At 46.4% G+C, this 25253-nt stretch carries 25 protein-coding genes and 2 tRNA genes; 17 read left to right on the forward strand and 10 right to left on the reverse strand.

Annotated features, from left to right (window positions below):
- The first annotated feature begins 7 nt into the window (after positions 1 to 7).
- From AXF12_RS02980 to AXF12_RS03025, 11 genes are all read left to right on the forward strand, one after another.
- Positions 8 to 199, forward strand: coding sequence for a hypothetical protein (locus tag AXF12_RS02980; protein ID WP_066428185.1), 192 nt, complete (start codon positions 8 to 10; stop codon positions 197 to 199).
- The gene (locus AXF12_RS02985) at positions 183 to 587 is read left to right on the forward strand and encodes a PIN domain-containing protein (RefSeq protein ID WP_066431727.1); all 405 of its coding nucleotides are present in this window, start codon (positions 183 to 185) and stop codon (positions 585 to 587) included. The genes AXF12_RS02980 and AXF12_RS02985 overlap by 17 nt, the downstream gene beginning before the upstream one ends.
- A 61-nt stretch (positions 588 to 648) precedes the next feature.
- The gene (gene fbp, locus AXF12_RS02990) at positions 649 to 1659 is read left to right on the forward strand and encodes a class 1 fructose-bisphosphatase (RefSeq protein ID WP_066428186.1); all 1011 of its coding nucleotides are present in this window, start codon (positions 649 to 651) and stop codon (positions 1657 to 1659) included.
- A 163-nt stretch (positions 1660 to 1822) separates the two neighbouring features.
- A tRNA-Phe gene (locus AXF12_RS02995) sits at positions 1823 to 1895 on the forward strand.
- Positions 1896 to 2365: 470 nt separating this feature from the next.
- The gene (locus AXF12_RS03000; protein WP_066428187.1) at positions 2366 to 4324 is read left to right on the forward strand and encodes an alpha amylase C-terminal domain-containing protein; all 1959 of its coding nucleotides are present in this window, start codon (positions 2366 to 2368) and stop codon (positions 4322 to 4324) included.
- 93 nt (positions 4325 to 4417) lie between these two features.
- Entirely contained in the window at positions 4418 to 4678 is a 261-nt protein-coding gene (locus AXF12_RS03005; protein WP_317045039.1) for a four helix bundle protein, read from the forward strand.
- Positions 4597 to 4815 carry a four helix bundle protein gene (locus AXF12_RS12695; RefSeq protein ID WP_317045040.1) on the forward strand — a complete coding sequence of 73 codons (219 nt, stop codon included), beginning with the start codon at positions 4597 to 4599 and terminating at the stop codon, positions 4813 to 4815. Before AXF12_RS03005 ends, AXF12_RS12695 begins: the two co-directional genes overlap by 82 nt.
- 118 nt (positions 4816 to 4933) lie before the next feature.
- A complete protein-coding gene (locus AXF12_RS03010) occupies positions 4934 to 7042 on the forward strand; it encodes a glycogen debranching enzyme N-terminal domain-containing protein (RefSeq protein ID WP_082752963.1) in 2109 nt (702 codons plus the stop codon).
- A gap of 52 nt (positions 7043 to 7094) precedes the next feature.
- The gene (locus AXF12_RS03015; RefSeq protein ID WP_066428188.1) at positions 7095 to 7448 is read left to right on the forward strand and encodes an MmcQ/YjbR family DNA-binding protein; all 354 of its coding nucleotides are present in this window, start codon (positions 7095 to 7097) and stop codon (positions 7446 to 7448) included.
- Positions 7449 to 7561: 113 nt separating this feature from the next.
- Entirely contained in the window at positions 7562 to 8851 is a 1290-nt protein-coding gene (locus AXF12_RS03020) for a glycosyltransferase family 4 protein (protein WP_066428189.1), read from the forward strand.
- A 15-nt stretch (positions 8852 to 8866) separates the two neighbouring features.
- The gene (locus AXF12_RS03025) at positions 8867 to 10054 is read left to right on the forward strand and encodes a glycoside hydrolase family 57 protein (RefSeq protein WP_066428190.1); all 1188 of its coding nucleotides are present in this window, start codon (positions 8867 to 8869) and stop codon (positions 10052 to 10054) included.
- A gap of 65 nt (positions 10055 to 10119) precedes the next feature.
- Here AXF12_RS03025 and AXF12_RS03030 read toward each other — a convergent pair whose 3' ends face one another.
- From AXF12_RS03030 to AXF12_RS03045, 4 genes are read right to left on the reverse strand one after another with little or no spacing between them, the layout of a single operon-like run.
- Entirely contained in the window at positions 10120 to 10908 is a 789-nt protein-coding gene (locus AXF12_RS03030) for a M48 family metallopeptidase (protein WP_066428191.1), read from the reverse strand.
- Positions 10908 to 11339: a magnetosome magnetite crystal formation protein family gene (locus tag AXF12_RS03035; protein ID WP_066428192.1), complete on the reverse strand. Its 432-nt coding sequence runs from the start codon at positions 11337 to 11339 to the stop codon at positions 10908 to 10910. The genes AXF12_RS03030 and AXF12_RS03035 overlap by 1 nt, the downstream gene beginning before the upstream one ends.
- Positions 11336 to 11749: a DUF2752 domain-containing protein gene (locus AXF12_RS03040; RefSeq protein WP_066428193.1), complete on the reverse strand. Its 414-nt coding sequence runs from the start codon at positions 11747 to 11749 to the stop codon at positions 11336 to 11338. Before AXF12_RS03040 ends, AXF12_RS03035 begins: the two co-directional genes overlap by 4 nt.
- Positions 11733 to 12074: a TM2 domain-containing protein gene (locus AXF12_RS03045; RefSeq protein WP_066428195.1), complete on the reverse strand. Its 342-nt coding sequence runs from the start codon at positions 12072 to 12074 to the stop codon at positions 11733 to 11735. The genes AXF12_RS03040 and AXF12_RS03045 overlap by 17 nt, the downstream gene beginning before the upstream one ends.
- Before the next feature lie 531 nt (positions 12075 to 12605).
- Between AXF12_RS03045 and AXF12_RS03050 the strand changes: the two genes are divergently transcribed.
- The 4 genes from AXF12_RS03050 (at position 12606) to hemB (ending at position 16237) form a co-directional block, all read left to right on the forward strand.
- Positions 12606 to 14087, forward strand: a complete 1482-nt coding sequence (locus AXF12_RS03050; RefSeq protein ID WP_066428196.1) for an ankyrin repeat domain-containing protein — start codon at positions 12606 to 12608, stop codon at positions 14085 to 14087.
- 6 nt (positions 14088 to 14093) lie between these two features.
- Positions 14094 to 14579, forward strand: a complete 486-nt coding sequence (locus AXF12_RS03055) for a DUF2271 domain-containing protein (RefSeq protein ID WP_066428198.1) — start codon at positions 14094 to 14096, stop codon at positions 14577 to 14579.
- An 88-nt stretch (positions 14580 to 14667) separates the two neighbouring features.
- Positions 14668 to 15153 (forward strand): YqiA/YcfP family alpha/beta fold hydrolase, encoded by a 486-nt coding sequence (locus AXF12_RS03060; protein WP_066428199.1) that lies wholly within the window; start codon positions 14668 to 14670, stop codon positions 15151 to 15153.
- Positions 15154 to 15250: 97 nt separating this feature from the next.
- The gene (gene hemB / locus AXF12_RS03065) at positions 15251 to 16237 is read left to right on the forward strand and encodes a porphobilinogen synthase (protein ID WP_066428200.1); all 987 of its coding nucleotides are present in this window, start codon (positions 15251 to 15253) and stop codon (positions 16235 to 16237) included.
- 86 nt (positions 16238 to 16323) lie between these two features.
- On the opposite strand, the gene AXF12_RS03070 is transcribed toward hemB, so the two are convergent.
- The 4 genes from AXF12_RS03070 to AXF12_RS03085 all read right to left on the reverse strand — a co-directional run bounded on the left by AXF12_RS03070 (position 16324) and on the right by AXF12_RS03085 (position 22459).
- Positions 16324 to 20031: an AAA family ATPase gene (locus AXF12_RS03070; RefSeq protein ID WP_066428202.1), complete on the reverse strand. Its 3708-nt coding sequence runs from the start codon at positions 20029 to 20031 to the stop codon at positions 16324 to 16326.
- A gap of 88 nt (positions 20032 to 20119) precedes the next feature.
- A complete protein-coding gene (locus AXF12_RS03075; RefSeq protein ID WP_066428204.1) occupies positions 20120 to 20371 on the reverse strand; it encodes a type B 50S ribosomal protein L31 in 252 nt (83 codons plus the stop codon).
- A gap of 287 nt (positions 20372 to 20658) precedes the next feature.
- A complete protein-coding gene (locus AXF12_RS03080) occupies positions 20659 to 21171 on the reverse strand; it encodes a c-type cytochrome (RefSeq protein ID WP_066428205.1) in 513 nt (170 codons plus the stop codon).
- A gap of 166 nt (positions 21172 to 21337) precedes the next feature.
- Entirely contained in the window at positions 21338 to 22459 is a 1122-nt protein-coding gene (locus tag AXF12_RS03085) for a formimidoylglutamase (protein ID WP_066428207.1), read from the reverse strand.
- A gap of 334 nt (positions 22460 to 22793) precedes the next feature.
- Between AXF12_RS03085 and AXF12_RS03090 the strand changes: the two genes are divergently transcribed.
- Positions 22794 to 24014 carry an aminotransferase class V-fold PLP-dependent enzyme gene (locus AXF12_RS03090; protein ID WP_066428210.1) on the forward strand — a complete coding sequence of 407 codons (1221 nt, stop codon included), beginning with the start codon at positions 22794 to 22796 and terminating at the stop codon, positions 24012 to 24014.
- Positions 24015 to 24041: 27 nt separating this feature from the next.
- Positions 24042 to 24653: a M15 family metallopeptidase gene (locus tag AXF12_RS03095; protein WP_066428212.1), complete on the forward strand. Its 612-nt coding sequence runs from the start codon at positions 24042 to 24044 to the stop codon at positions 24651 to 24653.
- 50 nt (positions 24654 to 24703) lie between these two features.
- On the opposite strand, the gene AXF12_RS03100 is transcribed toward AXF12_RS03095, so the two are convergent.
- A tRNA-Arg gene (locus AXF12_RS03100) sits at positions 24704 to 24777 on the reverse strand.
- Between the two features lie 8 nt (positions 24778 to 24785).
- Positions 24786 to 25235 (reverse strand): GatB/YqeY domain-containing protein, encoded by a 450-nt coding sequence (locus AXF12_RS03105; RefSeq protein WP_066428214.1) that lies wholly within the window; start codon positions 25233 to 25235, stop codon positions 24786 to 24788.
- Between the last annotated feature and the right edge of the window lie 18 nt (positions 25236 to 25253).

The raw sequence follows: 25253 nt of genomic DNA on the forward strand, positions 1-25253 counted from the left end.
ATGTATTATGCAAGAAGTAGCAACAAAAACAAAGGCAGGCAAGAATAGTGAGCCTAAAGAGAAATTAACCAAGAAGCAGAAGGAGTTGTTTGCGGCTATCAGAAATGCCCAAGCAATTAGTAGGCAACTAAAAGCCGAAGGAAAAACCATACCAAAATTTAAACGTGCTTATGCAAACTATGATGAAAGCGATTTGTGACACAAATATTGTAAGTCAGTATTTGGAGGGAGTTACTCATATTGTTTCAATAATAGAAGGAGAAGTAGGTGTTAGAAATATAGCAATAACTTCTATCATATTGGTTGAACTGAATCGCTGGCTGAGTAGTTTTCAGGGCTTAACAAAAGTACAAAGAGAAGGCTATAAGCAAGTTATCTATGCGTTGCCGATGTACCACGCCAATATGGCAATCTCTGAGCTAATGGTAAAGATGTCGAAACACTGGATGGGTCTTGAGCCTGCTGACCTGATGATTGCTGCCACAGCAATCTATCACAAGGTATCACTCTATACGTGCAATAGCAAGCACTTTAAGCAACTGACACTATTCGGCTTAGATTTAAGAGAAGTAAATAATCAGACTTGAGGTATCGGGAGGTGAGCTTTGAGTCTCAGACCCCATACCTCAGACCTCAAACCTACATATAATGACAACACAGAAAACACACCAGACGCTGGGGGAATTTATTATTCAGAACCAGCAACATTTTGAGTACTCCACAGGGGAACTCTCAAGGCTATTGAGTGCTATTAAATTAGCCTCAAAACTCGTAAACCGCGAGGTGAACAAGGCAGGCTTAGTAGAGGATATTTTGGGCGACCTCGGCACTGAGAATATTCAGGGCGAAGTGCAGAAGAAACTTGATGTCTTTGCTAATGACTTATTTATTAGGGCACTTACTAAACGTGATGTCGTTTGTGGGATTGCCTCTGAGGAGAATGAGTTTTTCATCCCCATTGAGGGTAAGACCAGTAAATATGTAGTGCTGATGGACCCCTTAGATGGATCGAGCAATGCCGATGTAAACGTAACGGTAGGGACGATCTTCTCCATCTATAAGCGTGTAACACCTGTAGGTACGCCTGTGCAATTAGAGGACTTTTTGCAGCCTGGCAATCAGCAAGTGGCAGCAGGCTATGTGGTCTATGGGCTCTCAACGATGCTCGTCTACACCACAGGGCACGGCGTAAATGGCTTTACACTCGACCCTTCGATAGGCACCTATTACCTCTCGCACCCCAATATGCAATACCCAAAAGATGGAACAATTTACTCTATTAACGAGGGTAATTATGTGCACTTTCCACAAGGGGTAAAAGACTATCTAAAATACTGTCAGGCGTTGGAAGGTGATCGTCCGTATACTTCGCGTTATATAGGTTCATTGGTATCAGATTTTCACCGCAATATGCTCAAGGGGGGTATCTACATTTACCCATCGGGGACACGTACGCCTAAGGGTAAGCTCAGGCTGCTCTATGAATGCAATCCGATAGCTTTCTTGACAGAGCAGGCTGGTGGCAAGGCTACGGACGGGTATCGTCGTATACTAGACATCAAAGCAACGGAGCTACATCAGCGGGTACCTTTCTTCTGTGGCTCGGCAAATATGGTAGATAAAGTAGGGGAGTTTATGGCTAAATATCCTGAGAAGTGAGAAGCGAAGAGAAAGAAATAAGTAGTTAGAATGGAGATAAATAGAGCTTTTTATAAACTATAAAATCCTTATAATTAATATATTACGGTTTTGTGGTAAAAAATAATTGCTAAAAGTTTTGGTAGTTATAAAAATAGTTGTACTTTTGCAGCCGTAAAACTGAGGTACCTTAGCTCAGTTGGTAGAGCAAAGGACTGAAAATCCTTGTGTCCCTGGTTCGATTCCTGGAGGTACCACGAGATCTTCTTCATAGAGGAAATTTTTCATATTTTTAAGGATTAGGAATTGCAAAAGCCGCAGCGAGAGTTGCGGCTTTTGTTTTTATACAACAAAATTGTTGTATTTATCCTTTTGCAGCGCTATCAAAATAATTTAGTTATTCATTTCTATATGCTTTCTTCTATTTTCGCATATAATATAAAAGTGTTCTTCTATTTTCGCATATAATATAAAAGTGGAGTGAAAAACAACTATAAAAAACGAATTTCGAAGGAATAGGGTTTAATCTAAAAAATATATTTATTTTATTATATTTTCTTTGCATTGATTTTTAATAAGTTATAATTATTTTAGGTTTGGATGTTAAAATTATAATAAAAAAGTTGTGAAAAAATTTGGTAGTTAACAAAAAATTATTGTAATTTTACAGCGTCAAATTCAGAGCCTACCAATAGACATAGATAGACTCTACAAAAACTCTGATATGATGACCGATCCGTTGTTAAAACCTTATGAAGGTATTATTCAAGCGCGCTATGCGCACACCCTTAGGACTGCTCAGATGATGCAGGGTAGAGAAGTGCGGCTTAGTGATAACTGCAACTCACATCTTTATTACGGATTACATTTCACCAATAGTCAGTGGATACTGCGCGAATGGGCACCCAACGCCACTGCGATTTACTTACTCTGCAACACCAACGATTGGCAAAAAGACGAGACTTTCCGCTTTGAGCAGCTTTCTGGAGGTAATTGGGAGCTATGTCTGCCTGTGGAGGCATTGCATCATCAAGATTTATACAAACTACTCATAGAATGGCAAGGTGGAGCAGCCGAGCGACTGCCTTCGCACACTGTGCGCGCCGTGCAAGATGAGTATACTAAGGTGTTCTGCGCCCAAGTGTGGCAACCTGTTCCCTACCAGTGGCAACACGACAGGCCTACAGGAGGCGAACCACCACTCATCTATGAGGCGCATATCGGTATGAGCACCGAGCACCAGCGCGTGAGCACCTTTGTGGAGTTCCGACTCTTTGTGCTACCGCGCATCGCACGGCTCGGCTACAACGTCATCCAGCTGATGGCCATACAAGAGCACCCCTATTATGGGTCGTTTGGCTATCAAGTGGCCAACTTCTTTGCGGTGAGTTCGCGCTTTGGCACCCCCGAAGAGCTAAAAGAACTCATAGACGCCGCCCACGGCTTGGGTATACGGGTGATACTCGACATAGTGCACTCTCACTCCGTAAGCAATGAGGCAGAAGGGCTGAGTGAGTTCGACGGCACCGAGTACCAATACTTTCACGCAGGCGAGCGCGGCAAGCACCCCGCTTGGGATAGTCGCTGCTTCAATTACGGCAAGCCCGAGGTGCTTAACTTCCTATTATCGAACTGCAAGTATTGGTTAGAAGAGTACAAGTTCGATGGCTTCCGCTTTGACGGGGTAACGAGTATGCTCTATTACGACCACGGACTCGGCAAGGCTTTTACCAACTACAGTTTTTATTACGATGGCAATGAGGATGGCGATGCGATCACCTACCTCACCCTCGCCAACCAAGTGGTGCACGAGGTCTACCCTGAGGCGATCACCATAGCAGAGGAAATGAGCGGTATGCCGGGGCTTGCCTCACCTATTGCTGATGAGGGTATGGGCTTTGACTATAAGATGAGTATGGGCATTCCCGACTATTGGATAAAGCTGCTGAAAGAAGTGCCCGATGAGCGTTGGCACGTAGGCGATATTTATTACGAGCTGACCAACAAGCGTGCTGAGGAAAAGACCATCAGCTATGCCGAGAGCCACGACCAAGCCTTAGTGGGTGATAAAACGATATTTTTCCGCCTCACCGATAAAGAGATATACACAGGGATGAGCGTTTTCGACCAGAACCTCATCGTATCGCGGGCGATGGCCTTGCACAAGATGATACGCCTTGTAACGCTGGGCACTGCGGGCGGCGGCTATCTCACCTTTATGGGCAACGAGTGGGGGCACCCTGAGTGGATAGACTTCCCTCGTGAAGGCAACGGCTGGAGCTACCAGCACGCTCGCCGCCTGTGGAGTTTGGTAGATGATAAGAACCTGCGCTTTAAAGACCTCAATGCCTTTGACGCCGCTATGGTGCACTTTGTGCGCGAGCACCGCATATTAGAGAGCGAGCCCCACGTGCTATTGCGCGACATTGAGCGACAGCTATTAGCCTTTGAGCGAGGCGGTTATCTGTGGGTATTCAATTTCAGTCCCTCACGCTCCTATACCGATTACCAATTTAACGTACCCGCAGGCAAATACACCGCTGTGCTCAATACCGATAATGTAGCCTTTGGTGGCGTAGGCTTGCTCAATGAAAGTACAGAGCATTTTACAGCACATACGGGTGGGGAGAACCTTATTTCGCTGTATTTACCAGCACGGGTAGGATTGGTAATGAAAAGGGAGTAATGAGAAGGTCTGAGGTCTGGGGTATGAGGTATGAGCCAGCGACCCCTCATACCTGAGACAAACCTCATACCTCAGACCCCAAACCTTATTAATATGGAAGTAAAATCATATAAAGACTTGACAGTATGGCAAAAGGCAATAGATTTGGCTGAGTCTATATATAGAATCACGGCACTATTTCCTAACGAAGAACGCTTTGGTTTGATAAACCAAATGAGGCGATGTGCGGTCTCTATCTCTTCCAATGATGTGCGGTCTCTATCTCTTCCAATATTGCTGAAGGCAAAGAACGCAACTCTCTTAATGATTACATACACTTTTTGTATATGGCAAGAGGTTCGTTATTTGAGTTAGAAACGCAATTGACCCTTTCTAAGAAACTGAATTTCGTAGAACAGTCAGAAGAAATAGAAGAACTAATAAATGAAGTTAGAAAAATGCTACACGCATTGATAAATAAATTAAAAGAAATTAATAACAACAAGGTCTGAGGTCTGAGGTCTGAAGTCTGAAGTATGGGGTATGAGCCAGCGATCCCTCATACCTCAGACCCCACACCTCACACCTAAAAACTCATACCTCAGACCCCACACCTCACACCTGAAAAATATGGCTTATTTAAAGTTTAAAAAAGACGAATTGATTGATTTAGAGGACTCACTTGATAAAGAGTTCTTAGGGACAAACCGAGGCGGCGGCTACTGCTCATCAACCTTGGTGTTTTGCAATACGCGCAAATATCACGGGCTACTCATAGTGCCTATGGAGCACCTAAAGGGGCGCAACTATGTGCTGCTTTCCTCGCTGGACGAGACCATCGTGCAACACGGTCGCGACTTCAATTTTGGGGTACACCAATACCCTGATGTGTATGAGCCGCGCGGACACAAATACATCGTAGACGTAGCTTATGAAAAGGCCTTTGCGGTTACCTACCAAGTGGGGGGCGTACTGCTAAAGAAGGAGCTGCTGATGGTGCACAACGCGCCTCAGGTGCTCATTCGCTACACGCTGCTCGAGGCACATTCCGAAACGCACTTGCAGCTAAAGCCTGTGGTAGCTTTTCGCGATATACACTCGCTCTGCAAGAAGAACGACCTTGCCAACGCTGATACCACCGCTATAGACGGCGGCGTGAAGGTGAAGCCTTACCCCGACTTCCCCTTCCTGCACCTGCAATTGAGCAGGCCAGCGGACTTTGTGTCCCTACCCTATTGGAATGAGAACGTCATCTACAAGAAAGAGCGCGAACGCGGCTATGACTACACCGAGGACTTGCTCGGCATTGGCTACTTTGAGATTACTCTCAAAAAGGGCGAAAGTGTGGTGTTCTCAGCCTCCACAGAAGAGGTAGAGAGCAAAGCCCTTGCTAAAGGCTTTGAAAAGCAGCTCAAAGAGCGCAAAGAGCGCAATTCCTTTGAAGAATGCTTGCAATACACCGCAGGGCAGTTCCTCATCAACAAGGCAGGCGAAACGCGTATCAAGGCGGGCTACCATTGGTTTGATAGTTACACCCGCGAGACCTTCATCGCACTGCCTGGGGTAGCCCTCTCGGGCAATACGCCTAAGCTCTTTGAGGAGGTGCTCACCTCTGCCCAAAAGTACTTTTACAACGGCTTCTTTGGCAAGACCATCAGCACGCACGTAGACGAGATTAAGGTAGACGCCGACACCGCTTTGTGGTACTTCTGGACTTTGCAGCAGTATGAAAAGCTGGGTGGCAAGACTAAAAAGCAACTCTGGAAGACATATGGCGACACCCTCAAGCGCATCTTAGAGGTGTACCGCAACCGCGAGAACCCTTACATCCGTATGGAGGACAATGGCTTAGTGTGGAGTGAGGACTACACGCGTTCGCTCACTTGGGTAGATGCCGACACAGGTAGCGGTACACTCGTGCCCCGCAATGGCTTTGTAGTAGAGGTGAACGCCTTATGGTACAATGCCGTTTGCTATGCCTTGGCGATGGCTGAGGAAGCTAAGGATAAGGAGTTTATCGCCCAGTGGAAGGACGCACCCGAGTATATAGCACAGAACTTCATCACCACCTTCTGGCTTGAGGATAAGAAGTACTTGGCTGACTTTGCTAACTACACCAATCAGAATGCTGATGTGCGCCCTAACCAGCTGATAGCTTGCGCACTTGATTACTCACCACTGAGCGATAAGTCGAAGAAGAAAGTGCTGGATATCATCACTCAAGAGCTACTGACACCGAAAGGCTTGCGCAGTCTCTCCCCTAAGAACAGGCTTTACGAGGCAGTGAGTGTGGGCAACGTGTTCGACCGTGACAGGGCTACCTTCAACGGCGCGGTGCACCCTTGGTTTATAGGCTTCTATATTGAGACCAACCTGAAGGTGTACGGTGCAGGCTATTTGCCAGAAGCAGAGGCTATCCTCGCTGAGTTTGAAGAAGAGCTGCAACAACACGGCGTAGGCTGCATCTCTGCGATATACGATGGCAACCCACCATTCAGATCACGCGGCTGCATCTCAAAGGCAAAGAACGTAGGGGAGCTGCTGAGGGCGAAGAGAATAGTTGAAGAGAGTAAAGGAGAAAAAGAGGAAAGCAATGAGAAAGCAACTTCAAGTAGTAAGAAACAAGTAGCGAGTAGTGAGAAGAAGACTACAGCTAAGAAGAAGGCGAGTAGTGAGAAATCAGTAACAAGTAGCAAGAAGGCGACTTCAAGTAGCAAGAAGAAGTCAGCAAGTAAATAGTCGCTTTCTCATACCTCATACCTCAAACCCCACACCTCAAACCTTAAATCGTATGGATATAGAACAGTTAAGAGAATATTGTTTATCACTTGACAAGGCTACGGAGGATATGCCTTTTGGCGAGGACTTTCTGGTGTTTCGCATTTATAACAAGATATTTGCACTGACGAACTTAAATAGAGTGCCTGTATCGGTAAGCCTAAAATGCGAACCTGAGCGGGCTATCGTCCTGCGGGAGGAGTACCCAGAGCATATCGTGCCAGGCTATCACCTCAATAAAAAGCATTGGAACACAGTGCAGATAGAGCACGTACCCGATAGCTTGATTAAGGAAATGATAAAGCATTCATACAATGAGATACTGAAAGGAGTTCCGAAGAAGCAGCGAGAAGCGCATAATAAATAATTTAGTAAAAGTCGAAAGAAATAGATAATAGGCACGAGATTTCGGGCTTGAAACTATTAGCCAAGGAGCTGATACCTCAAACCTCAAGCCTCAAGCCTCAAAGCTGAATACGTATGAAGAATGTAAAAGTGTTAATGTTTGGATGGGAATTTCCGCCGCATATCAGTGGTGGACTGGGTACCGCCTGCTTGGGTATTGCACAAGGATTGGCAAAGCACAAAGTAGATGTGCTCTTTGTGATGCCCAAAGCCTCTGGCGATGAAGACAGTAGCGTGGCGAAGATCATCAACGCCAGCGATGTTGAGATGTTGCAAAACGTTGAGAAGATTGAAGACTTCTGGAAGAATATCAATTTCTTAGAGATAGGTTCTAACCTCGTGCCTTACTTAGACCCTGAGACGTTTGCCCGCGAACGCGATGCTTACCTCAAGGCAGGGGAAAATCGTGAACGTATCTCGTACCACAATAAGTTCCAGTTCTCGGGCAAGTATGGTGCCAACCTTATGGAGGAGGTTTACCGCTATGCCTTAGTGGCAGGCACGGTGGCTAAGCACCACGATTTTGACGTGATACACGCCCACGACTGGCTCACCTATAGCGCGGGGATTATCGCTAAAAAGATCTCGGGCAAACCGCTGATTGTGCATGTACACGCCACCGAGTACGACCGCGGGGGTGAGTACAACCGCAACACCTTGGTGTACGACATCGAAAAGCGCGGTATGGAAGAAGCCGACCGTGTGGTAACTGTCAGCAATTGGACGCGAAACATCGTCATAGAGAAGTATGGTATCCCAGCAGAGAAGGTGATCACGGTGCACAATGCCGTGGACTTCAAGGCTGAATTGGAAAACAACGAAGAGCGTGGCATAAAGGATAAGATAGTTACTTTCTTGGGTCGCATTACCCTGCAAAAGGGACCAGAGTACTTTGTAGAGGCGGCTGCCAAGGTGATGAAGCGTTTGCCCAATGTGCGCTTTGTGATGGCGGGCAGTGGCGAAAAGATGAACCCTCTGGTACGCCGTGTGGCACAACTTGGTATGGGTACGCGCTTTCACTTCACGGGCTTTCTCAGAGGAGGCGATGTGCAGCGTATGTTCCACTACAGCGATGTGTATGTGATGCCCTCAGTATCTGAGCCCTTTGGTATCTCGCCATTAGAGGCTATGCGCTCTGGGGTGCCTACCATCATCTCTAAGCAGTCGGGTGTGGCGGAGGTCTTAGATCACGCTATCAAGGTAGACTATTGGGATATCAACGCACTGGCAGACGCTATCTACGGCATCTTGGCTTACCCAACACTTTCCGACTATATGTCGCGTGAAGGCTATGACGAGGTCAATCAGCTCAAGTGGGAAAACGCCTCTCTGAAACTTAAACAAATTTATCAATCTCTTATATAATCAATAATCATTGCTATGAAAAAATCAGTTTGCATTTACTTTCAAATCCATCACCCCGAACGCTTAAGAAAATATCAGTTCTTCGATATAGGTAAGAAACATAATTATTTTGACAACTACGCCAACCGCTCTGAGCTGGAAGACTTGGCAGAACACTGCTATCTGCCAGCCAACGCGCTCCTGAAGGAACTCATTGAACAATACAAAGGCAAATTCAAAGTCGCTTTCTCTATCTCAGGCTCAGCTATCGACCAATTGGAGATGCACGCCCCTGAGGTGATACGCTCGTTCCAAGAATTGGCTAAAAGCGACTGTGTGGAGTTCTTGGCTGAAACCTATTCGCACTCGCTAGCATCGCTCTCTGAGGACACTGATGAGTTTGAGCAACAAGTGAAGCGGCATACCGCTACCATCAAGAGTCTGTTTGGTAAGAAGCCTGTAACCTTCCGCAATACCTCACTGATCTACTCTGATGAGATTGGGGTGCGCATTGCTAAGTTGGGCTTTAAGACGATGCTCACCGATGGGGCTAAGCACGTGCTGGGCTGGAAGAGTCCTAACTTTGTGTATAAGAACCCTATTGATGAGAACCTGAAGCTATTGCTAAAGAATGATAAACTCAGTGATGATATTGCCGTGCGCTTCTCTGAACGCAATTGGAATGAATACCCACTGACCTCTGAGAAGTTCGCCAGCTGGGTGGACTCAAGTTTAGCAGATAGCGAGGTGCTCAACCTCTTTATGAACTACGAGGTAATAGGCTATTACAATCGCGCTGAGAGCGGTATCTTTGAGTTCTTGCGCTACTTCGTAAAGCAGATAGCTGAGAACGATAGCTACCAATTCCTCTTGCCTAAGGAGGTAGTGAAGAAATACGAGGCTAAGGACGTGCTGCACGTGCCTTATCCTATCTCGTGGACAGATGAGGAGCGCGACATCACCTCTTGGCTCGGCAATGAGTTGCAGAAAGAAGCCTTTGAGCAGCTCTTTAAGATACAGCCGCAAGTGAAGAAGAAAAAAGACGCTGCCCTGAGCGAGGATTATAGCCGCTTGCAAGCCAGCGAGCACTTCTACTTTATGCGCACTAAGCTCTTCTCCAATAAGGACTATCATAAGTATCATATCCCTTATGACTCCCCTTATGAGGCGTTTATCAACTATATGAATGTGCTCAGCGACTTTATTGATAGGTTAAATAAGTAATCAATAAGTATTTAAAGCAAGGAGGCTATCATAGCGATAGCCTCCTTATTTTTTTTGTATTACTATTATAAGCTGTCTTTGAGTTGCTCCCAAGTAGAAGGAGCTATAATAGGCTGATAGTCTTTCTTCTCAGCATTGATACGTTTGAGGATGTACTCCTTGCGATCCTTGGAAACAGGGTGAGTGCTGAGCCATTCCAAGCCCGAAGGCACCCCATCGTCTAAAAGACCTAAGAACTCAGCCATTGGCTTTGGGTCGATATGCGCCTTTTCCAAGTAGGCTAAACCTGTAAGGTCAGCCTCTTTCTCCATCTCACGGCTAAAAGCATTTGAAGAAAGCGTCCTCATAATATCCTTAATCACAGAACCATTTCCTGTAATGGTAAGCAAAGTGCTGATAGCCAGTTCTCTTGATAATGATTGTATTACGTGGTCTTTCTCAATGTGAGCCAGTTCGTGGGCAATCACCCCGCTGAGTGCCTCTGCATTCTTAGTATCGTCAATAAGCCCCGTATAGATAACCAACTGTCGATCGGGCAGCGCAAAGGCATTTACCTCGCTGTTCTCAAAGATATAAACGCGTAAGTTGTTGGTTCGTATGTTATTAGCGTTGCAAATACGCGTCACCAAACTATCTACGCTCTCCTTTACAAAATCATTGGTCACACGCTCATTGTCTCGCTCCATCTCGAGGATCATCATTTCACCGAGTTCTTTCTCAGCCTTTTTAAGAAGCTCAATCTTCTTATAAGAGCCTAAGTGAAGTGCTGATATCCAGTTGATTTGTTGCAGTAGAAACCAGCTTCCGATAAATATTGCGATGAGGATAAACCCTCTTGTAACTACCTTTTCCATTAGTTCTTAACCATTAAGTCAGTAATATCGGCATAGAGCCACCACGCAATATGTCGCCCTTTGCGCACCTCTACCATCGTGTAGACAGTGCCGATGAACTCTATTACGTTGAACACAAAAGCCACAATCAGGTAAGCGATGTACTTATTCGAAAGCTCATTATTGCCGAAGAGGATGGAAAACGTCCACCAGAAAGTGATGGTATTAACCATAAATACAGCTAGTTGCGACACCATTGCTTGGTGGCAATGCCAGCGTACGAAGTAGCTCGCTTTGCGATAAGCTAGCAGAAAGAAGAAAGTCGCAGCTACATTGACAATTGGTAGTGGTGCTCCAGCGAGCAGTGCCATCACCGACATAAGGTAGCTATTGGTTGCACGCTCCTTATCGCCTTCACTCACGCGAGCGTCTAATTGTTTGATTGCTATCATAAACCTTTATAGATATTCCAAGCCCAGTTGCACAAAAGCAGTGCGATAAGAGGCACGTACACCACTGGGCGTTTGAGTATATTTTCAAAAGCTACATAAGCCCCATAGAAAGTTTTCTTGTGTTGCACAAAGTCATAAGAAAGCCATAATGGCGCTATAATAAGCCCCACTGCGGCTATGATTCCCAGAGGGTTGCAGTAGAGCGCCTCTGTAAATTTGCCGTGGAAAAACGCTACCACTGAGCGTGTAGTGCCACAAGTGGTACACGGCACGCCAGTGAGGTTCTTCAAAGGGCATAATGTAAAAGCTACGTCTTGCTTATGGAGTAAAAACTGGCTCAATAGCCATACCCAACCAGCAAGACATAGCGCAGTTACAAGGCTGTAAAAGCCCTTACGAGTTAAGCACATTGGCTAACATCTGAGCGTTTTTGTCGCGTGTAGCGTCCATAATGAGGAACCAGTCCACAAGAGCCCAAATACCACAACCACCAAAGGTGAGTAGCTTACCAACCCCAATGCCTGTATCGCCGATATAGAAGCGGTCGATACCTAAATTCCCTGCAAAGATAGAGATAATCAGTGCAGTAGTAGGGTCTTTGTAAGGCATTGCTTGAAGGGTTGCCCACTTTTCCTCAGGGGCGTCCAGCAGTTGCTGGCGGATTTGAGGCACAATCTCTGGTCTGAAAAACTTGCCATTGGCTACGATAAACATATCCACTTTTTGTGAATCCATACTAAAAAATATTTGAATTAAAATTAGGCTGCAATATTACGGCTTTTTGAGATACTGTGCAAGAAAAACGGCTGTTTTTTACAAAAAAACTTTTACAGTTGAAAAACTCAGGGGGTATCTTGGCTTTTTAGGGGTTATGTTGTTTTTTGTTCATTATGCTATATTGCAGTATTTATTACTGTTGTGTTAGTTGTTGTGATTTTATAGGTTCATCCTATACTCTTCCTGTACTCATCCTATACTCTTCCTATACTGATCGTGTACTGATCGGTCAACCTCTTTATTTTTCAGGGTTCGTTACGTTTCCGTTATTTCTTCGATAAAGATCTGTTAAAAGTAGGTATTTTTACGAAATAGCAATATTGTAGAAATGTTTTTTATTTAGCTGTGAAGGGGTATCGCTGGGAATTTAAAAGGAAGAGGGTAGGGGAGGAGTGAGGTTTGTCTTTTTTTGTGATTTTTTACACGAAGGATGGTTATATTCAATCTAAATAGTTATCTTTGCAGCCGATTTCAATTGTTATAGGTGAGATGATAAAGCGACTTTTACTATGTATAGCGCTGATTACCACAGTGGTAACGAGCGCGCAAAAGAACCCCTTGCTAAGCCATTCGTTCTGGGAAGGAAAGCCCTCAGTAGCTGATGTGCAAAAGCAAGTAGAACGGGGCGCCGACGCTACGGCTTTCGATGCGCGAATGTTTGATGCGACTACCTTGGCGATCCTCAATGAGGCACCTTACGAGACGATTGTCTACTTGCTTTCGCTTAAAGGGAATGGCGTGGAGAAGCGCACACATGATAAGCGCACTTATCTATTCTGGGCGGCACATAGCGATAACGTTCCGATAGTGAGGTATTTACTCGATAAAGGGGCTAAGACAGACGTGCGTGACTCGCGCGGGCAAACGCCACTCATATTCGCGGCGGCTCGTGGGAATGTCAACCCTGAGTTGTATGACCTACTGCTCAAACACGGGGCGAGTATCAAAGAGACTAATAATCAAGGTGCTAATGCTCTATTGCTCTTAGCACCACACTTCAAGAATATAGAAGAGACGCGTTACTTCACCAAGAAGGGACTTTCGCTCAAATCCGTAGATAAGGACGGTAATAACGCGATATTTTATGCGGCTACCTTGGGAAATAAGGCGATGATGGAGGCTTTTGCAAAGAAGAAAGTAAAAGCTAAGGCGCTGAATGACAAGGGCGAGAACCTATTTTTTGCCGCTGCTCGTGGTGGCAGAAGTAAGCGCAATGGGCTTGATATATTTCAGTATATAGAGGCTTTGGGTGTAGATCCTTCACAGAAGAGTAAGGAAGGAGTAACCCCCCTATTGATTGTGGCTGAGCGTAGTAGAGATGTGGAAGTCATTCGCTTTTTCATTGAGAAGGGTAATGATGTCAATCAGCGTGACAGTGCGGGCGATACACCGCTGATAAAGGCTGCCGAAAGGAATGTGCTGCCTGTGGTAACGCTTCTCGCTGAAAAGGTGAGCGATATCAATGCGCAAAACAAAGCGGGGCAAAGCGCTCTCACACAAGCAGTGGCAACCAACAGGGCTGATGTGGTGCGCTTACTGCTGCAAAAGGGCGCTGATGCTAAGATAAAAGATTTGAAAGGCAATACGTTAGCGTATTATCTGCTGCGGAATTTCAATACGCATAACTCTAAGGATTTTAACGAAAAGTGGCGCTTACTGAGTGAGGCCGGTATGGATTGGACGCAGCCTCAGGGTGATGGCAGTACGCTTTATCATTTAGCCATTGAGACAGGCGATGCGGATGTTTTTGCGAAGGTGGCTGAGTTACCCATCGATATCAATGCCAAGAATGCTGAGGGTTTGACGGCGCTGCATAAAGCTGCAATGCGTGCGAAGGATCTGTACCTAATCAAGGAGCTGCTTAATAAGGGGGCTAACCCTGCCATCACTACCGATCTGGGTGAGACTGCTTATGACTTAGCTCGTGAAAATGAAGCTCTTAAAGATGTAGATGTCAATTTTTTAAAATAGGTTATTATGAAAATTAAATATCTTTTATGGATGATTGGGGCTGCTATTATAGCGTTCTCATTTACGCAACAAGCCTCGTCAAAGAAATATAAATGCCTTATCCAACTGACTAATTACAAGGGCGAAGGGGCGTACGTAGTAGCATCACTGATCGACCCTCAAGGCAAGTATGAGAGGACGTTGCAGGTGATTGGCGACGACCCTGAGTGGTATAGTGAACTTACTGAATGGTGGAAGTTCTATGGTAAGCGCAAGGTGATTGATGGTATCACAGGGGCGACTATCAAGGCGGGTGAACGCACTGTGAAAGTGCTCGACATTGACGACTCGAAGATGAATAAAGGTTACAAAATTCGGTTTGAGACCGCTGTGGAAGATGAGTACTACTACGCCAAGGATGCTGAGGTTGTGCTTTCAACTGAGAATCTGAATGTTAAAGTTGAAGGGAAGGGATATATCCGCTACGTACGGCTTATTCCGAATGATAAATAAAACTTCGATAGTTGTAAAAAACTTATAAAAAGACAGAAAAGAGAGGTTTTCTTTTTTGTCTTTTATTTTTTTGTTGTACCTTTGCGCTATGAAAGTATTGTACTTACACGGGCTGGATAGTAGCTTGCAAAGCGATAGGCGAGCGGCGTTGGAGCGTTACGGGGAGGTAGCGGCACCGCAGCTGGACTATCGTTCCTCGCCGCATTTGCTCGAGCAGCTCATTACTGAGTACGCTACGGTAGATGCTTTAGTAGGCTCGAGTGCGGGGGGGTTAGTGGCGTATTATCTCGCGCAATTGCTGGCGAAACCCGCCTTGTTGCTCAACCCTGCGCTGCCCTTTCGCGAAGAGGTGCCTGCCGACTTGCCTTTGCCTGCCGATCACCGTGCTTATATGCGGGTGGTCATCGGGCTGCGCGATGCGGTGGTAGATCCTTGGGCTTCGGTGGCGGTGCTTAAAGAGGACAGCGCGCGCCTCAGTGCCTTAGACATCGTGCTGCTCGGGGCAATGGAACACTCTTATCCTATTGAGATATTTGAGGAGCAGCTCGCTCAGTTTATAGCCAGTAGCTTTTAGCTTATAGAGTGTACTGAATTTTGTAAATTAAAACTAATATAGCGTATTTAGAGTAATAGCTAAAAGCTATTCGCTAAGTACTAAAAGCTAAGTAATTATGTATCCATTAAGAAGAAATAGACGTTTGCGCCTGAATGAATCGGTGCGTAGTTTGGTAAGGGAGACGGTGGTTACTCCCAATGATTTTATAGTGCCGCTCTTTGTAGAAGAAGGCAAAGGCGTAAAGGAAGGGATCGCTTCGATGCCCGATTATTATCGCTACAGCTTGGATTTGCTCGTAGGCGAGGTGAAGGAGCTATGGGCGTTGGGCATCAAGTCGGTATTGCTGTTTGTGAAGGTGCCTGACCATTTGAAGGACAATAAGGGCACTGAGGCAGCAAACCCCGACGGACTGATGCAACGGGCAATACGCACCGTAAAGGAAGCCGTGCCAGAGATGGTGGTGATGACCGATGTGGCACTTGACCCTTACTCAGTCTACGGGCACGATGGCATTGTAGAGGGGGGTAAGATCGTCAATGATGCTACCGTAGAGGCGTTGTGTGCTATGGGCTTGTCGCACGCAGCGGCGGGAGCGGATTTTATCGCTCCGAGTGATATGATGGATGGGCGCATCCTCGCCTTGCGTGAAACCCTTGAGAACAACAGTTTTGAGGACGTGGGGATTATGGCTTACAGTGCGAAGTACGCCTCGGCATTCTATGGTCCTTTCCGCGATGCTTTGGAGAGTGCTCCCGTAGATGCACAGAACATTCCGAAAGATAAGAAGACTTACCAGATGGACTTCCACAATCGCTTGGAGGCTTTGCGCGAGGTGCGTATGGACATAGAGGAGGGGGCGGACATTGTGATGGTAAAGCCTGGGCTGCCCTATCTCGACGTGGTGCGCGAGGTGAAGAACAAGAGTGAAGTGCCTGTGGCGGTATACCAAGTATCGGGTGAATATGCGATGACAAAAGCCGCCGCTGCCAATGGCTGGCTTGACCACGATGCTGTGATGATGGAGCAGTTAGTAGCCATCAAGCGCGCAGGGGCAGACCTTATCGCTACTTACTTTGCCAAAGAGGCGGCAAAGTTGTTGTAGGCTTTAAAAGCTAACAGTTAGCTGGCAATCAGCGTAATCATAAGGCACAAAAAATCCCTTTGCTACGTGTGTAACAAAGGGATTTTCTATAAGCTAATGACGCTTTTGCCGTTGCCTTCTTTCTTTACCTGTATTTTCACAGGAATGCGCTCTACCATCTCTTGCACGTGCGAGATGACGCCTACTTTCTTGCCTTGCTTTTGTAGGCTTTCTAAGGCGTCTAAGGCTACGGAGAGCGTATCGACATCGAGGGCGCCAAAGCCTTCATCGATGAAGAGTGTTTCGATGTTCATATTGGTAGAGGAAAGCGATGAAAGAGCTAAGGCGAGTGCCAGCGACACTAAGAAGGATTCACCTCCTGAGAGGGAGTACACTGAGCGTATTTCGTCACCCATATCGTGGTCTACCACTTGAATACTCAGTGAGGAGGGAATGCGCTGCAAGCTATAACGGCGGTTGATGTACTTCATCTGCTGGTTGGCGTGTCGCAAGAGCATTTCTAAGGTGTACTCTTGGGCGTACTGACGGAAACGGTGTCCATCGGCACTGCCTATAAGGCTGTTGAGTTGTGCCCAACGCTCTGCCTCGGTTGCTTTTGCAGTTCGCTCCACTTGGAGAGTTTTTACGGAGGCTTGCTGCTGAGTATCGGCTAAGAGTTCGCCTTGCTTGAGCACCAATTGTTGATGAAGGGAGTCGTGCTGCTGCTCAGTTGCTTGCAGTTGTGCACTTAGCTCACTTTGAGAAAGTGAGGGCACTTCACCTTGTAAATGTTCATTAAGGCGTTGTGAGCTTTGCTCTACTATGGTTCGCTGCTTGAGGAGGTTTGCCTCAATCTGTTGCTGTTTAGTGCGTAAGGCTTGCAATTGTGTATGAGGTATTGCCGCCCATTCTTGACGGTGTCTGTAGACCTCATCTACGCTATCGGGGTAGTGCGTAGCAATCCACTTAGTAATGCGTTCCTCAGCAGAGGCAATGCGCTCAGCCGACTGGTGCTGTGCCTCCCGCAATGACTTGGCTTTGCTTTGCAATTCGGTGTGTTGCAGGTTTGCCTCGTTAAAGGCTTGTTGCTGTTGTTGAAGGGTTTGGGTTAGGGTTTGAATCGCTGTTGTGTAGGATGCTTCTACGGCACTGACACGCTTACCTTCCAACAAGCCTGTACGCTCGCTGATCAGTTTCTCAACTTCTGTACGCTCTTGCTGCAAGGTAGCTTGCTGCTGAGCCGTATCCTTCTTTAAGCTGTCTATTTCAGAGGAAAACTGTATGTTCTTTTGAGCGTATACGGAGAGTTTTTCTTTTGCCTTTTCTACTTCTGCTGAGACACTTCTTAGTTCGCTTATTGCTGTGCTTATCTTAGTTGTGAATTGTGCTGTATCTCGCTTAAAGAGCGTGTGCCATTCCTCTTCTAATTGCAAACGACTAAGCTGTGAAAGCTGTGAGGTCTGCTGCTGGACGTAGCTTTCTTTTTCTAATGATAAAGTCTGTGTTTCAGAGGTTATTTGCTGGTGTTGTTCTTCTAAGGAGGTAAGTTTCTCTTTGAGCGTATCGAGTGCCCGCCGTGTACCTTCAACGGTAAGGAAGGCACTATCCGATTGCTTTTTAAGGGCGTTGTGCTGCTCAAATAGGCGGTTATTCTCTTCTGAAAGAATGGTCAATTCCGCTATCCTATCGGTGATATACGCCAACGCTTGCCCTTCAGTGTATTCATTGCTTTTACTCGATTGCTGCAAGGTACGCTCAGCTTGCTGCAATTGAGCCTCTTGCTCTTTGAGACGTTGCGTTTGCTCTATGATACTTTCAGAAGTGTGCTTTAACTGTGCTGCCGTAGCGACATAGGTGTTGTTCTGCTCTGTCAGGGTTGTTCTGGCGCGATTGAGTTCTTCTTGTAGAGAAGCGAGGATATGCTCCGCAGCTGCACTGTGAGCATAAGGATGATGCGTAGCCCCACAAACAGGACAGGCTTCTCCCTCTGTAAGGCTCTCGCGCAGGGCAGTTACACTCTCTGAATGCTCTATTTGTGCCTTTTGATAAAGCTGCTCAGTAGTCTCGTATTTGATTTCTGCTGCCTGCTTTGAAGTCTCCAACTCCTTTAAGCGTACTGTATCGCGTTGCTCAGCTTGATGAAGTGCCTCTAAATGGTTTGCAGTCTTGGCTATCACCTCTTGATAAGTGGCGATCTGTTGCAGGGTCGTTTTATCCTCTTGATAGATCTGTAGCTCACGGGTGTAGGTGTTTTGCTTTTGGTGGAGTACCTCCACGTCTATCTTGTCTAATTGCTGCTTTAGCTGTGTGTAGTCCTGTTGTTGTTTTGCTAGTTCCTCTTGCTTTGTGGTAAACAGTGCTCGCTCAGCAGTGAGCTCTGTGGCTAATTGCTGTTGTGCAGCCTCTTGCTCACTAAGGTTAAGTGATTTTCTGGCTATCTGCTCACTTAGCTGTTGATATTCAGCAGCAAGGCTCCGTAGCCACTGTTCATTGTTAAGGAGTATTCCGTAGGTGGGGTGGGCTGTTATCCAAGAGTTCTTCTGCTGCAAATACGCCTCCCCTTTTGCGATGCGTTGAGTGAGTTCTTCCCGCTCTTTTTCTTTATTGGTAAGTTGCTGTTGTTTAGCTGCCACCTGTTGCTCTTTAGCTTGTAAACTCTGCTGCCGTTCACTGATGCGTGTTTCTAATTCCTTAGCAGCCTCAATGCTCGGTTTAAGCTGATAAAACTCTTCTTGGGCTTTGTCAAGAGCTTGCTGTGTGCTGTCTTTATCCGAAGCCAATCTATCCTTTAAGGCACTAATCTCGTTCAACTGCGCTGTTGCCACTTTAAGATCCTCTTCCGCCTGTACAAGTGCTTCCTGCTCACTCTTCTGGTTGAGAACATCCGTCTTGATAGCTTGTAATGCCTCAATGATAGCAAGTTCTGCAAAGGCTGCTTTGTGAGCCTCACCTGCGTCTAAGGCAGTGCGTAGCTGTGCTTCTGCCTCAGCGAGCTGCTCCTCAAGCCTTTGTCGGGTGGTATACCACTGCTGCTCCTTAGTAAACAGATCAATAGTAGCCCTAAGTGCTTTCAAATCTCCTGTCAAATCAGTGATCTGCCCCTGAAGTGCTGCACGCGCTTCCTCACTGAGCACATTTGCCTCCGCCAAGCGAGCGTCAAGGAGCTCTAAAGCAGCCTTATGCTGCTTGTTCTTTTCAAACACCAACTTTGATATCTGACTGTAAATCTGTGTACCTGTGAGCTTCTCCAAGATATCCGAACGCGTATTGTCATCGGCTTTGAGGAAAGACGTAAAATCACCTTGTGCCAAGATTACTGACTTGGTAAACTCATCAAACGACAGCCCCAGTAGCTCGCGTATCCGCTCCAACACCAGCGACTTACGCCCCTCAGGGTATACCTCGTTATCGCTAAGGCAACGCAGCCTTATCACCTCCGCCTGCAAAGTGCCCGTCGCCTTCTTGCGCGCACGCTGCACACTCCATTCCGATTCGTATACCTTGCCATCGGTAGCCAGAAACGACACCTTAGCCGAAGCATAGGTAGCCCCTTTACGCAGCAAGTGCTTCACATTGTTGATCGGTATATCCGTAGCTCCATCAGCGATGCTCACCGAAGGCTTGGTCGAAGCCAACCGTGGCGTATCGTTGTAGAGCGCAAGGCATATCGCGTCCAAAAGAGTTGATTTACCAGCCCCTGTGGCACCCGTGATGGCAAACAGCCCCGCCGATTTCAAGGGCTCTGCCTCGAAATCAATAGTATATGGTCCTTCGATGGAAGCAATATTGTGAATCGTTACCGAGAGTATTTTCATCCTTTAACTGATTTTACGCTGCAAAGATACAAATAAAAATGCCTCCCTTCTTAGGAGGCACTTGTAAAAATCTTATAAAAGCATATGACTACTTCTTAAACTTTGCGTATTTGTTTTTGAACTTATCAATACGTCCAGCAGTATCAATAAGTTTCGATTTCCCTGTGTAATAAGGGTGTGAAGTACGCGAAATTTCCAACTTCACTAATGGGTATTCCACCCCGTCCACCTCGATAGTCTCTTTGGTGTCAATGGTAGACTTGGTGATAAAAATATCGTCGTTCGACATATCTTTAAACGCTACCAATCTGTAAGATTCTGGATGTGTGTCCTTTTTCATTGCAATGTTATTTTTTATAATTACGTAATTCTTTGAGTGCAAAGGTGTTATAATTTCACCTCAATGGTATAACTTTTTCAGGGCGCAAAGGTACAACTATTTTTTTAAATAGCAAGCCTTTTTTCAAAAAAAAAGATTTCTAATCAGCAAATAGAAGGCAGAAATTAGACCTCAGCAATCCGAGCCTAAGGATCTGAAAAACGGATAATCACCCCACAATCTCATCCTCAATCTAATTCCTCTTCACCCATCCCTGATCTCTGACCTCTCATCTCTGATCCCTAAACCTACTCTAACGTCCTGAAATACTCTAAGATAGCACGTACCTGATCCTCCTTGAGCTTATAGTCCGTCATTATCGAAGGATACTGCTCGTGCAACTTCTTAGCTATCGGATCCTTCTTGCGCATCTCATCGGGGTTCATAATCATATTCATCACCCACTCAGGCGTGCGGCGCTCCAAAATCCCCTTCGGTGTAGGTCCCAAAAAGTTGCGGTTCACCTTATGGCAACTGCTGCAATAGTTGATAAACAGCTCCTTACCTTCAGCAGCCATTGCCGCATCAGGAGTCGCTGCCAAAGGCGTCTTGAGCGTCTTCACAGGTCCGATGCCTTTATTCTCCTTCCACGAATCGTCAGCAGGAGGAGCCTCTCTGCTGTTATCACTTGATGCTGAGGGAGTTTCGCTATTCGTGTCCTCCACTGCCTCCGAACCCGAATTATTGTTAGAGCCGTTGCCATTGCCACATCCTACGGCTAAAAAAGCAACTGCTGCAAGTGTTAAAAATAATCGCTTCATACGTTTTATAAGTTCCTAAATAAAAAATCTGCGCAAAGGTATAAAGTTTTGTCGAATAAAGCAGCATCCCCCTTTTTACAACAACTTCACACCTCTAAATCTTTTATCGTAAGAAGTTCATATTTAAATACCTATATCAATAAATAGAATGTTTCTATATTTCAAATTACAACGCTTTGCGATACGAACGCCACCAACGCTCAGGGATTACCCCCTGCACAGCCGCCTCGTACTCCTGCTCCAAACACGGTATAAGCCCTGGCGGAATGTGGTTCTGAGGCTGTGCATACTTATCGCCCCCAGGCTTAAGCCACCATCGATCCGTGAGGTTACTCTTGAAAAACTCCAACTGAATATCCTCAATCGGCACAATATACTTCGTGTAATTCTCGTCGTTTACCAGTGGTAGTTCCTTAGTGCGGAAGTTAAAGCCCTCATAAAAATACCAAATCATCTCAGCGACCAACTGCGCTGCCATATCCGTGGCGGGAATCTCAAAAATCCCACAGATCTGCACATTACTGCTAATCCCCGCATAGCGCGCCACCGTGCAAATCTCGCGGTTCGTCAGCCCATTGACATAGCCCCGCTCCAGCCCCAAATCACGCGTCTGCACACAGCTCATATCCACACTGATAATATCCGCGTTGCGCATCGCAGGCTCAATCGTGCGCAAATCAGCCGTGATGTTGCCCAACCTGTGTGCCTCAAAACACATCTTCTCCAGCAAATCGAGTTCCTCCTGCGCTACGTAGTACGATTGATAGCCTATATTTGTGTAATCCAATAAGTTAACAGGCGGCTCTGAGAGGATTCTACTCAGGTATGAGCTCTCAATAAAAAGCTCCTGCTCACTCCCAAAATCGAATTTTGCATCCACCGTCACCAGATTGACCATCTGCTCCAATGCGTCGAAAGCGCGGTACATCGCATAAGTGATATGCTGCTCGCCGCCCACCACCAAAGGGATAATCCCCTTGCGAATCAAGTACTCCGAGAGCTCTTTCACTGCAAAATGCGTATCCTCCTCCGTCTCCCCCAGCGGCAAATTGCCCAAATCGGCGATCTGGAACCCCCAATTGCCCATATACAAGCGGTACAGATGGCGACGCAAAGCATTGCCTTCCCCCTTAAAGCGTTCCACACAAAAAAACGCAATTCGCACCCCTTCCAAGTCAGGAAAGACGCCCTCGTGCACGTATTTCTGCAACTGAAAGCCCACCTGCTGAGGCTTATAATCACTCAAATGAATCTCACTGTCAATAGGTTGTAAATACAATAAAGCCATTACAAAAAATCGTTTCAAAGCCACAAAGATACACATTTATTCCGAAACACCACCCCTTTCCCTTCAAAATATTACCGAAAATATATTTCCCTCTAATACCCACCAAAAAAAATGTCATCACTCAACGGACAAAGAACGGATAAACAACGGACACGTAGCGAACCAACAACACATCTTCCTCTAAGCCGCTCACTGTCCCTTACCCTCTTATTCTCAATAGATATGCGTTCAACCCTACAAAAAAACACCTCGAAACTCCCTTTTCTTCCAAAAAAACACTACCTTTGCACTTTCAACAGAAGGGATATCTCCTCTTCAGCTAATTGATAAAGTAATGATTAACATCCAAGATATACGCGAAGATTTCCCTATTTTGCAGCGCAGGGTGCACGATCGCCCACTGATATACTTTGATAATGCTGCCACTTCACAGACGCCTACTGAGGTGATTGACAGTATCGTGCATTATTACACCCACCTGAATGCGAATATCCATCGCGGGGTGCACGCCCTCAGTCAGGAGGCAACAGAGGCTTATGAGCAGGCACGGCATAAGTTGCAACTGCATTTCAATGCAAAGCACGCTCGCGAAATTGTCTTTACTGCAGGCACTACCCACGGCATTAACCTTGTAGCCAGCGGCTATGGACAACTGCTCAAGGCAGGTGATGAAATCGTTATCTCGGCATCGGAGCACCACAGCAACATCGTGCCTTGGCAATTGGCGGCAGCGCACAGTGGGGCAGTGTTGCGGGTGATCCCTATGGACGCCCACGGAGTGCTTGATATGCAGGCATATACAGCGATGCTCAATGAGCGTACGCGCGTGGTGAGTGTGCAGCACGTATCGAATGCGATGGGCAATATTCACCCTATCGCCCGCATTACCGAGCTGGCACATCAGGTAGGTGCCGTGGTAGTGATCGACGGAGCGCAATCGGCACCCCATATTCAGGTGGATGTACAGGCACTTGATGTTGATTTTTACGCCGTTTCAGCACATAAGATGTATGGACCTACGGGCATTGGGGCACTCTATGGTAAGGAAGAACTACTCAACACGCTGCCGCCGTATCAGGGGGGAGGGGAGATGATTAAGGAAGTGCATTTTCAGGCGTCCACTTATGCCGATTTGCCTTATAAGTTTGAGGCAGGGACACCCAATATCTGTGGAGCAATCGCTTTCGGCACAGCCATTGACTATATGCATTTCATTGGTTTAGAGGCGATGGCAGCCCACGAGCACGCCCTTTTGCAGCACGCCCTCGAAGGGCTTCAAAGCATTGAGGGGATAGAGCTCTACGGCAATCCCAACCTCAATGAGCGCACAGCGGTGATTTCCTTTAACCTGAAAGGTATTCACCCTTACGATGTGGGCACCCTCTTAGACCAGATGGGCATTGCGGTGCGCACGGGGCATCATTGCGCTCAACCCGTGATGGATTGCTACCATATACCTGGCACTATCCGCGCGAGCTTTGCCGTCTACAATACTTTTGAGGAAATCGACCTTTTGATTGAGGGGGTAAAGAAAGCAAAGAGGATGTTGGCTTAGTGTTAAGCACTTAATAATTAGTGATATATGCAAAAAATATTGACAATATATGCGATGATTCTCGGGCTAATAGTGCAGGCGCAGCAGAGCGATTTCGTACGCCTTAAAGACCTCAGTGAGGATTTTGTGCTCGATATGCGCTATGCTACGGCGAATAACTTCTTAAAGCAGCAAGTGTACGATTGCGGCGAGTGTTACCTACGGAAAGCCACGGCTAAGGCACTTGTAAAAGCGCAAGAGGAGTTTAAGCAGCACGGCTATCGCATCAAGCTTTTCGACTGCTACCGACCGCTATCGGTGCAGAAAAAGATGTGGAAGATACTCCCAGGCACGGACTACGTGGCAAATCCAGCCAAAGGCTCTAAGCACAACCGAGGGGCAGCAGTAGACCTCACCTTAGTGGATAAGAACGGCAAGGAACTGAATATGGGCACAGGCTTTGACTATTTCGGGAAGAAAGCTCACCACACCTACACCGATTTGCCCAAGGAGGTACTCGCCAACCGCAGGCTCTTGAAGGAGATTTTGGCGAAGCACAACTTCAAGTCGATTTACTCCGAATGGTGGCACTATGAATATCGCCCTGAGATGCAGAGCAAAGTAGAAGATTTTCAATGGGAATGTACTGAGAAACCATAAAAAAAGCGCAAAGACACTGCTGCCTTTGCGCTTTTTTACATTCTATATTGTGACCGCAGAAGGATTCGAACCCTCAACCCTCAGAGCCGAAATCTGATATTCTATCCAGTTGAACTATGCGGCCTTTAGTAATTATGATAGTAATTTCTTTACTACTTCTGAGATGAGCTTGCTATCGGTTTTGCCAGCTAACTGCTTTGTGGCAACACCCATTACTTTACCCATATCCTTCATACTTGTAGCACCTACCTCACTGATGATAGCCGATACCTGAGCGGCTACTTCGGCTTCTGAAAGCTGTTTGGGTAGGAATTGCTCAATGATGGCAAGCTGCTTGAGCTCAGGCTCTGCCAAGTCGTTACGCCCTTGCGAAGCGTAGAGCTCAGCACTGTCCTTGCGTTGCTTTACGAGCTTTTGCAATAGCTTAGCCTCTTCAGCCTCTGAGAGTTCCTCAGTAGCTCCTGACTCTGTACGCGCTAATAATATAGCTGACTTGATAGCTCTCAGCGACTCCATAGCTACGGTATCCTTAGCCTTCATTGCCTCTTTGAGAGCGTCCATTACTTTGGTTTGTAAACTCATAATTTCTTTATTGGTGCC

The sequence above is a fragment of the Capnocytophaga haemolytica genome (assembly GCF_001553545.1).
Taxonomy (GTDB): Bacteria; Bacteroidota; Bacteroidia; order Flavobacteriales; family Flavobacteriaceae; genus Capnocytophaga; species Capnocytophaga haemolytica.

What these genes read in the sequence shown, in the direction of transcription:
- AXF12_RS03040 (WP_066428193.1), bottom strand. Translation starts at nt 11,749, where the DNA reads ATGTGCTTAACTCGTAAGGGCTTTTACAGCCTTGTAACTGCGCTATGT.
- AXF12_RS03035 (WP_066428192.1), bottom strand. Translation starts at nt 11,339, where the DNA reads ATGATAGCAATCAAACAATTAGACGCTCGCGTGAGTGAAGGCGATAAG.
- AXF12_RS03030 (WP_066428191.1), bottom strand. Translation starts at nt 10,908, where the DNA reads ATGGAAAAGGTAGTTACAAGAGGGTTTATCCTCATCGCAATATTTATC.
- AXF12_RS02980 (WP_066428185.1), top strand. Translation starts at nt 8, where the DNA reads ATGCAAGAAGTAGCAACAAAAACAAAGGCAGGCAAGAATAGTGAGCCT.
- AXF12_RS03010 (WP_082752963.1), top strand. Translation starts at nt 4,934, where the DNA reads ATGGCTTATTTAAAGTTTAAAAAAGACGAATTGATTGATTTAGAGGAC.
- AXF12_RS03020 (WP_066428189.1), top strand. Translation starts at nt 7,562, where the DNA reads ATGAAGAATGTAAAAGTGTTAATGTTTGGATGGGAATTTCCGCCGCAT.
- AXF12_RS03060 (WP_066428199.1), top strand. Translation starts at nt 14,668, where the DNA reads ATGAAAGTATTGTACTTACACGGGCTGGATAGTAGCTTGCAAAGCGAT.
- AXF12_RS03090 (WP_066428210.1), top strand. Translation starts at nt 22,794, where the DNA reads ATGATTAACATCCAAGATATACGCGAAGATTTCCCTATTTTGCAGCGC.
- AXF12_RS03025 (WP_066428190.1), top strand. Translation starts at nt 8,867, where the DNA reads ATGAAAAAATCAGTTTGCATTTACTTTCAAATCCATCACCCCGAACGC.
- AXF12_RS03015 (WP_066428188.1), top strand. Translation starts at nt 7,095, where the DNA reads ATGGATATAGAACAGTTAAGAGAATATTGTTTATCACTTGACAAGGCT.
- AXF12_RS03080 (WP_066428205.1), bottom strand. Translation starts at nt 21,171, where the DNA reads ATGAAGCGATTATTTTTAACACTTGCAGCAGTTGCTTTTTTAGCCGTA.
- AXF12_RS03095 (WP_066428212.1), top strand. Translation starts at nt 24,042, where the DNA reads ATGCAAAAAATATTGACAATATATGCGATGATTCTCGGGCTAATAGTG.
- AXF12_RS03075 (WP_066428204.1), bottom strand. Translation starts at nt 20,371, where the DNA reads ATGAAAAAGGACACACATCCAGAATCTTACAGATTGGTAGCGTTTAAA.
- hemB (WP_066428200.1), top strand. Translation starts at nt 15,251, where the DNA reads ATGTATCCATTAAGAAGAAATAGACGTTTGCGCCTGAATGAATCGGTG.
- AXF12_RS03050 (WP_066428196.1), top strand. Translation starts at nt 12,606, where the DNA reads ATGATAAAGCGACTTTTACTATGTATAGCGCTGATTACCACAGTGGTA.
- fbp (WP_066428186.1), top strand. Translation starts at nt 649, where the DNA reads ATGACAACACAGAAAACACACCAGACGCTGGGGGAATTTATTATTCAG.
- AXF12_RS03045 (WP_066428195.1), bottom strand. Translation starts at nt 12,074, where the DNA reads ATGGATTCACAAAAAGTGGATATGTTTATCGTAGCCAATGGCAAGTTT.
- AXF12_RS03070 (WP_066428202.1), bottom strand. Translation starts at nt 20,031, where the DNA reads ATGAAAATACTCTCGGTAACGATTCACAATATTGCTTCCATCGAAGGA.
- AXF12_RS02985 (WP_066431727.1), top strand. Translation starts at nt 183, where the DNA reads ATGAAAGCGATTTGTGACACAAATATTGTAAGTCAGTATTTGGAGGGA.
- AXF12_RS03055 (WP_066428198.1), top strand. Translation starts at nt 14,094, where the DNA reads ATGAAAATTAAATATCTTTTATGGATGATTGGGGCTGCTATTATAGCG.
- AXF12_RS03085 (WP_066428207.1), bottom strand. Translation starts at nt 22,459, where the DNA reads ATGGCTTTATTGTATTTACAACCTATTGACAGTGAGATTCATTTGAGT.
- AXF12_RS03105 (WP_066428214.1), bottom strand. Translation starts at nt 25,235, where the DNA reads ATGAGTTTACAAACCAAAGTAATGGACGCTCTCAAAGAGGCAATGAAG.
- AXF12_RS03005 (WP_317045039.1), top strand. Translation starts at nt 4,418, where the DNA reads ATGGAAGTAAAATCATATAAAGACTTGACAGTATGGCAAAAGGCAATA.
- AXF12_RS03000 (WP_066428187.1), top strand. Translation starts at nt 2,366, where the DNA reads ATGACCGATCCGTTGTTAAAACCTTATGAAGGTATTATTCAAGCGCGC.